General features: G+C 63.8%; 14 protein-coding genes. All 14 read right to left on the bottom strand.

The genetic code is table 11. The features are described from left to right. On the bottom strand, positions 1–246 hold a 246-nt coding region (gene rplE, locus WCB02_RS22580; protein ID WP_423961592.1), incomplete at its 3' end, for a 50S ribosomal protein L5. Next, a complete protein-coding gene (gene rplX / locus WCB02_RS22575; RefSeq protein WP_423961590.1) occupies positions 239–553 on the bottom strand; it encodes a 50S ribosomal protein L24 in 315 nt (104 codons plus the stop codon). The genes rplE and rplX, both read right to left, overlap by 8 nt. Next, positions 553–921 carry a 50S ribosomal protein L14 gene (gene rplN / locus WCB02_RS22570; RefSeq protein WP_006611848.1) on the bottom strand — a complete coding sequence of 123 codons (369 nt, stop codon included), beginning with the start codon at positions 919–921 and terminating at the stop codon, positions 553–555. The genes rplX and rplN overlap by 1 nt, the downstream gene beginning before the upstream one ends. An 84-nt stretch (positions 922–1,005) precedes the next feature. Beyond that, entirely contained in the window at positions 1,006–1,254 is a 249-nt protein-coding gene (gene rpsQ / locus WCB02_RS22565; RefSeq protein WP_423961588.1) for a 30S ribosomal protein S17, read from the bottom strand. A gap of 10 nt (positions 1,255–1,264) precedes the next feature. Then, positions 1,265–1,471: a 50S ribosomal protein L29 gene (rpmC, locus tag WCB02_RS22560; RefSeq protein WP_423961586.1), complete on the bottom strand. Its 207-nt coding sequence runs from the start codon at positions 1,469–1,471 to the stop codon at positions 1,265–1,267. Between the two features lie 5 nt (positions 1,472–1,476). Continuing rightward, positions 1,477–1,890, bottom strand: a complete 414-nt coding sequence (gene rplP / locus WCB02_RS22555; RefSeq protein WP_423961585.1) for a 50S ribosomal protein L16 — start codon at positions 1,888–1,890, stop codon at positions 1,477–1,479. Between the two features lie 33 nt (positions 1,891–1,923). Continuing rightward, a complete protein-coding gene (rpsC, locus tag WCB02_RS22550) occupies positions 1,924–2,622 on the bottom strand; it encodes a 30S ribosomal protein S3 (RefSeq protein ID WP_423961583.1) in 699 nt (232 codons plus the stop codon). 23 nt (positions 2,623–2,645) lie between these two features. After that, on the bottom strand, positions 2,646–3,026 hold the full coding sequence (rplV, locus tag WCB02_RS22545; RefSeq protein WP_423961581.1) for a 50S ribosomal protein L22: 381 nt from the start codon (positions 3,024–3,026) through the stop codon (positions 2,646–2,648). 61 nt (positions 3,027–3,087) lie between these two features. Further along, positions 3,088–3,366 (bottom strand): 30S ribosomal protein S19, encoded by a 279-nt coding sequence (rpsS, locus tag WCB02_RS22540; RefSeq protein ID WP_423961579.1) that lies wholly within the window; start codon positions 3,364–3,366, stop codon positions 3,088–3,090. 12 nt (positions 3,367–3,378) lie between these two features. Then, positions 3,379–4,212: a 50S ribosomal protein L2 gene (rplB, locus tag WCB02_RS22535; RefSeq protein WP_423961578.1), complete on the bottom strand. Its 834-nt coding sequence runs from the start codon at positions 4,210–4,212 to the stop codon at positions 3,379–3,381. A 12-nt stretch (positions 4,213–4,224) separates the two neighbouring features. Further along, a complete protein-coding gene (locus tag WCB02_RS22530) occupies positions 4,225–4,524 on the bottom strand; it encodes a 50S ribosomal protein L23 (RefSeq protein WP_423961576.1) in 300 nt (99 codons plus the stop codon). Then, entirely contained in the window at positions 4,521–5,141 is a 621-nt protein-coding gene (gene rplD / locus WCB02_RS22525) for a 50S ribosomal protein L4 (protein ID WP_423961574.1), read from the bottom strand. The genes WCB02_RS22530 and rplD overlap by 4 nt, the downstream gene beginning before the upstream one ends. 1 nt (position 5,142) lies before the next feature. Further along, positions 5,143–5,865, bottom strand: coding sequence for a 50S ribosomal protein L3 (gene rplC, locus WCB02_RS22520; RefSeq protein ID WP_423961573.1), 723 nt, complete (start codon positions 5,863–5,865; stop codon positions 5,143–5,145). 57 nt (positions 5,866–5,922) lie between these two features. Then, positions 5,923–6,159 (bottom strand): 30S ribosomal protein S10 (gene rpsJ / locus WCB02_RS22515; protein WP_423961571.1); only part of this gene is annotated, 237 nt, incomplete at its 5' end.

Below are 6,159 nucleotides of genomic sequence, written 5' to 3'. Positions count from 1 at the left end.
GGTCGCGATCGCGACCCGCGAATAGGTCACGACGGCCTTCTGGCCCGCGATCAGCGATAGGTCGGCCGCCGCCGTTTCCGCCTTCTTGCGGTCGTTGACGGCTTCGCCGATGCCCATATTGAGCACGACCTTGTCGAGCCGCGGCACCTGCATGACATTGGCGTAACCGAACTTCTCGGTCAGCTGGCTGCGGATATTGCTGTCGTATTCCGCGCGCAGGCGCGGCACATAGGCGGTCTCAGCCATCGATCTCTGCTCCCGAGCTCTTGGCAACGCGGACTTTCTTGCCGTCCGCCTGAATCTTGAATCCGACGCGGGTCGGCTTGCCGTCCTTGCCCACGTAAGCGAGGTTCGACAGGTGGATCGGCATCTCCTTGGAGATGATGCCGCCCTCCTGCGCCTGGGTCTGCTTCTGGTGACGCTTCACCATGTTGACGCCGCGAACCAGCGCCTTGCACGCGTCGGGCTGCACCTCGAACACCTCGCCGGTGCGGCCCTTGTCGCGGCCGCTCAGCACGATCACCTTGTCGCCCTTGCGGATCTTCGCAGCCATCACAGCACCTCCGGCGCGAGCGAGATGATCTTCATGTGGTTCTTGGCGCGCAGCTCGCGCGGCACCGGCCCGAAGATGCGGGTGCCGACCGGCTCCGACTGGTTGTTGATCAGGACGGCGGCATTGCGGTCGAACCGGATCACCGAGCCGTCGGCACGGCGGATGTCCTTGCGGACCCGCACCACCACGGCCTTCATCACGTCGCCCTTCTTGACCTTGCCGCGCGGGATCGCCTCCTTGATCGACACCACGATGATGTCGCCCACGGTGGCGTAGCGGCGTTTGGAGCCCCCAAGCACCTTGATACACATGACACGGCGTGCGCCTGAATTGTCGGCCACGTCGAGGTTGGTCTGCATCTGAATCATTGATGCACCTCGTCCTCTTTATCTGGCGCGCAAGAGACTTGCGCTTGAATGTCTCAAGACAGGTCCGGCTTCCGCCGGACCGCCTCAGGCGGATTGCTTGTGTTCGCCCCGGACCACGGTCCAGCGCTTCAACTTCGAGATCGGCTTGCTTTCCTCGATCCACACCACGTCGCCCGGCTTGAACTGATTGTCCTCGTCGTGGGCATGGTAGTTTTTCGAGCGGCGGATCGTCTTCTTGTAGATTGGATGGGTGAAGCGGCGGTCGACCCGCACCACGACCGTCTTGGCCTGCTTGTCGCTGACGACCACGCCCTGGAGCGTACGTTTCGGCATGAGGAGCCCCTTACTTCTTCTTGGCGCGCGACTGCGCGGCGATGGTCTTGATGCGGGCGATGTCGCGGCGGGCTTCTCGCATCCGCGAGGTGTTCTCGAGCTGCCCGGTGGCGCGCTGGAAACGCAGGTTGAAGCGCTCCTTCTTCAGGTTGAGGACGGCGTCGTCCATCTGATCGGGGCTCATCGCGCGGATGTCTTCGGGTTTCATCTCGGCCATGACCATTACTCCGCAATGCGCTCGACGAAGCGCGTCTTGATCGGCAGCTTGGCGGCGGCGAGCGTCAGCGCTTCCTTCGCCAGCTGCACCGGCACGCCGTCGATCTCGAACATCACTCGTCCGGGCTTGACCCGGGCCACCCACAGTTCCGGCGTCCCCTTGCCGGAGCCCATGCGGACTTCGGCAGGCTTCTTCGACACCGGCACGTCCGGGAAGACGCGGATCCAGACGCGGCCGGCGCGCTTCATATGGCGGGTCAGCGCGCGGCGGGCGGCCTCGATCTGGCGCGCGGTGACGCGGTCGGGCTCCATCGCCTTGAGGCCGAACTGGCCGAATGACAACGTCGCACCGGAACTGGCAACGCCGTGGATGCGGCCCTTATGCTGCTTCCGGAACTTCGTCTTCTTTGGTTGCATCATGGCGTCAAGCCCTCAAACTCTCAAAAGCCTTCATCAGGCCGCATCGCGGCGCGGCCGCGTATTGTCGCCCTCGGCCATCCGCTTGTCCTGGGCCATCGGATCGTGCTCGAGGATTTCGCCCTTGAAGATCCAGACCTTGACGCCGCAGGTGCCGAACGTGGTGAATGCGGTCGCGACGCCGTAATCGATGTCGGCGCGCAGCGTGTGCAGCGGCACCCGGCCCTCGCGATACCATTCCATGCGCGCGATTTCCGCGCCGCCCAGCCGTCCCGAGCAGTTGATGCGAATGCCTTCGGCGCCCAGGCGCATCGCCGACTGCACCGCGCGCTTCATGGCGCGACGGAACGCGACGCGGCGTTCGAGCTGCTGGGCGATCGATTCGGCGACCAGCGTCGCATCGAGCTCCGGCTTGCGGATTTCGACGATGTTGATCACGACGTCGGAGGCGGTGATGTCGGCGACCTTCTTGCGCAGCTTGTCGATGTCGGCGCCCTTCTTGCCGATCACGACGCCCGGACGCGCCGAATGAATGGTGACGCGGCACTTCTTGTGCGGGCGCTCGATCACGATGCGCGCCACCGCCGCCTGCTTCAATTCCTTGTGCAGGATCTCGCGGATCTTGACGTCCTCGTGCAGCAGCTTGCCGTATTCGGCCTTGCCTGCAAACCAGCGGGAATCCCAGGTCCGGTTGATGCCGAGACGCAGCCCGATCGGATTGATCTTTTGACCCATCGTTTTCTCCAGCGTCCCTTGACTTACGCGCTCGCCTCGACCTGACGAACCACGATCGTCAGTTGCGAAAATGGTTTGTAGATGCGGCCCGAGCGGCCGCGGCCGCGCGGCGAAAATCGCTTCATCACCAGGCCGTTGCCGACGAAGGCTTCCTTGACCACGAGTTCGTCGACATCGAGATCGTGGTTGTTCTCCGCATTGGCAATCGCCGATTCCAGGCACTTCTTGACGTCGACCGCGATCCGCTTGCGCGAGAATTGCAGGTCGGCGAGCGCAGCCGAAGCCTTCCGGCCGCGGATCAGCTGCGCGACCAGATTGAGCTTCTGCGGGCTCACCCGCAGCATCCGGGCGATCGCCTTGGCCTCGTTGTCCGGGAGGCTCCGTCCGCGCTTTGGTTTGCTCATCGCTTAAGTCCTCAAGCCTAATCTCAAGCCAGATATCAGGATTTCCTGCGTCAGGATTCGATCAGGATTTCTTGGCTTTCTTGTCGCCCGAATGGCCGTGGAAGGTCCGGGTCGGCGAGAACTCGCCGAACTTGTGGCCTACCATTTCCTCGTTGATCGAAACCGGCACATGCTTCTGGCCGTTGTAGACGCCGAACACCAGGCCGACGAATTGCGGCAGGATGGTCGAGCGGCGGCTCCAGATCTTGATGACGTCATGACGGCCGGACGCACGCGCGGCATCTGCCTTCTTGAGCAGCGACGCCTCGACGAACGGGCCTTTCCAGACTGAACGAACCATGTCCGGCGTTCCTTACTTCTTCCGCTTGTGGCGGCTCAGGAGAATGAATTTGGTGGTCGACTTGTTGGTACGGGTCTTCTTGCCCTTGGTCGGCTTGCCCCACGGGGTCACCGGGTGGCGGCCGCCCGAGGTGCGGCCTTCGCCGCCGCCATGCGGGTGATCGATCGGGTTCATCGAGACGCCGCGGTTATGCGGCCTGCGGCCGAGCCAGCGGGTGCGTCCGGCCTTGCCGATCGAGATGTTCATATGGTCGGGGTTCGACACCGCGCCGATGGTGCCGCGGCAGCGGCCGTGAACCAGGCGCTGCTCGCCCGAGTTCAGGCGCACGATGACGTAGTCCTGGTCGCGGCCGACCAGTTGGGCATAGGTGCCGGCGGAACGCGCGAGCTGGCCGCCCTTGCCGATCTTGGTCTCGATGTTGTGGACGATGGTGCCGATCGGCATGTTGCCGAGCGGCATGACATTGCCCGGCTTGACGTCGACATAGTCGCCCGCGACGATGGTGTCGCCAACGGCAAGCCGCTGCGGTGCCAGCACATAGGCCTGCTCGCCATCCTGATACTTGATCAGGGCGATGAAGGCGGTGCGGTTCGGATCGTATTCCAGCCGCTCCACGGTCGCCGGCACATCGACCTTGCCGCGCTTGAAATCGACGACGCGATAGGCCTGCTTGTGGCCGCCGCCGCGAAAACGCACGGTGATCCGGCCGGTATTGTTGCGGCCGCCATTGGAATGCTTGCCTTCGGTCAAAGCCTTGACGGGCTTGCCCTTGTAGAGCGCCGAACGGTCGACCAGCACCAGCTGGCGCTGGCCGGGCGTCGTCGGATTGTACTTTTTCAATGCCATCGTCGGTGAGCCTTATAGTCCGGTGGTCACGTCGATGCGGTGGCCCTCTTCGAGGGTCACGATCGCGCGCTTGATGTCCGACTGCGAGCCGAGATTGCCGCGGAACACCTTGGTCTTGCCCTTGCGCACCAGCGTGTTGACGCGTTTCACCTTGACGTCGAACAGCCTCTCTACCGCTTCCTTGATCTGCGGCTTGGTCGCCTTGCTCGAGACCTTGAACAGAACCTTGTTGTGTTCGGAGGCGAGCGTCGCCTTTTCGGTCACGACCGGTGAGACGATGATGTCGTAATGGCGGGGATCGATCGTCTTCATTTGAAGCGCGCCTCCAGCGCATCGATTGCCGCCTTGGTCAGCACCAGCTTCTGGCGACGCAGGATGTCGTAGACGTTGATGCCCTGGATCGGCAGCACGTCCATGTTCGGAATGTTGCGCGCGGCAACGGCAAAACCGTCATGCAGCTCGGCGCCGTCGATGATCAGCGCGTTGGTGAGACCAAGCCCGGAGAAATGTCCGACCAGGGCCTTGGTCTTGGCGGCTTCCAGCTTCGCCGCCTCGATGACGACGAGGTCGCCGTCCTTGGCCTTGGCCGACAGCGCATGCTTGAGCGCCAGCGCGCGCACCTTCTTCGGCAGGTCGGTGGCGTGCGAACGCACCACCGGGCCGAAGGCTCTGCCGCCGCCCCGGAACTGCGGCACGCGGGCCGAGCCGTGACGGGCACCGCCGGTACCCTTCTGCTTGTACATCTTCTTGCCGGTGCGCCAGATTTCGGCGCGACCCTTGGCCTTGTGGGTGCCGGCCTGGCGCTTGTTGAGCTGCCACTGCACGCAGCGGGCGATGATGTCCGAGCGCGGCTCGAGACCGAAGATCTCGTCCGAAAGCTGAACGGAGCCGGCTTCCTTGCCCTCGAGGGTTGTGACTTTCAGTTCCATCTCACGCGCCCCCCGTCTCGGCGGACGCTTCCGCGGCCTGCTCGGTGCCGGCGACCCTGAACTTGCCAGGCGTCGGCGCTTCCTTCGGCAGTGGCTTCTTCACGGCGTCGCGCACCCTGATCCAGCCGCCCTTGGAGCCGGGAACGGCGCCTTCGACCAGGATCAGGCCACGCTCGACGTCGGTCCGCACCACACGCAGATTGAGCGTGGTGATGCGGTCGACACCCATGTGGCCGGGCATCTTCTTGTTCTTCCAGGTCTTGCCGGGATCCTGACGGCCGCCGGTCGAACCGATCGAACGATGCGAGACCGAGACACCGTGGGTGGCGCGCAGGCCGCCGAAGTTCCAGCGCTTCATGCCGCCGGCAAAGCCCTTGCCGATCGAAGTGCCGGTGACGTCGACGAACTGGCCGACCACGAAATGATCGGCCTGGATCTCGGCGCCGACCGGGATCAGCGCATCCTCGGAGACGCGGAATTCCACGACCTTGCGCTTCGGCTCGACTTTGGCGACCGCGAACTGGCCGCGCTCGGCCTTCGGCATGTAGACGGTCTTGCGGGCGCCGGAGCCGAGCTGCAACGCGACGTAACCGTTTTTCTCGGTCGTGCGATGGCCCAGCACCTGGCAATTGCCCAGCTTCAGAACGGTCACGGGGATATGCTCGCCGGCTTCTGTGAAGACCCGCGTCATCCCGACCTTCTGTGCGATCACTCCGGAGCGCATCTTGCTGCTTCCTGTTCTCTCTGTCCGCGAACTGCGCAGACTAAAAAATCCAAAAACTTAGAGCTTGATCTCGACGTCGACGCCGGCGGCCAGGTCGAGCTTCATCAGGGCATCGACGGTCTGCGGGGTCGGATCGACGATGTCGAGCAGGCGCTTGTGGGTGCGCATCTCGAACTGCTCGCGGCTCTTCTTGTCGACATGGGGCGAACGGTTGACGGTAAACTTCTCGATGCGGGTCGGCAGCGGAATCGGTCCGCGAACCTGCGCACCGGTGCGCTTCGCCGTGTTCACGAT

Origin of the sequence: Bradyrhizobium sp., from assembly GCF_049581145.1 — a bacterium.
GTDB lineage: Bacteria > Pseudomonadota > Alphaproteobacteria > Rhizobiales > Xanthobacteraceae > Bradyrhizobium.
Note: the sequence above shows the minus strand (reverse complement) of the source record. Positions and strands in the feature narration are given on the sequence as shown.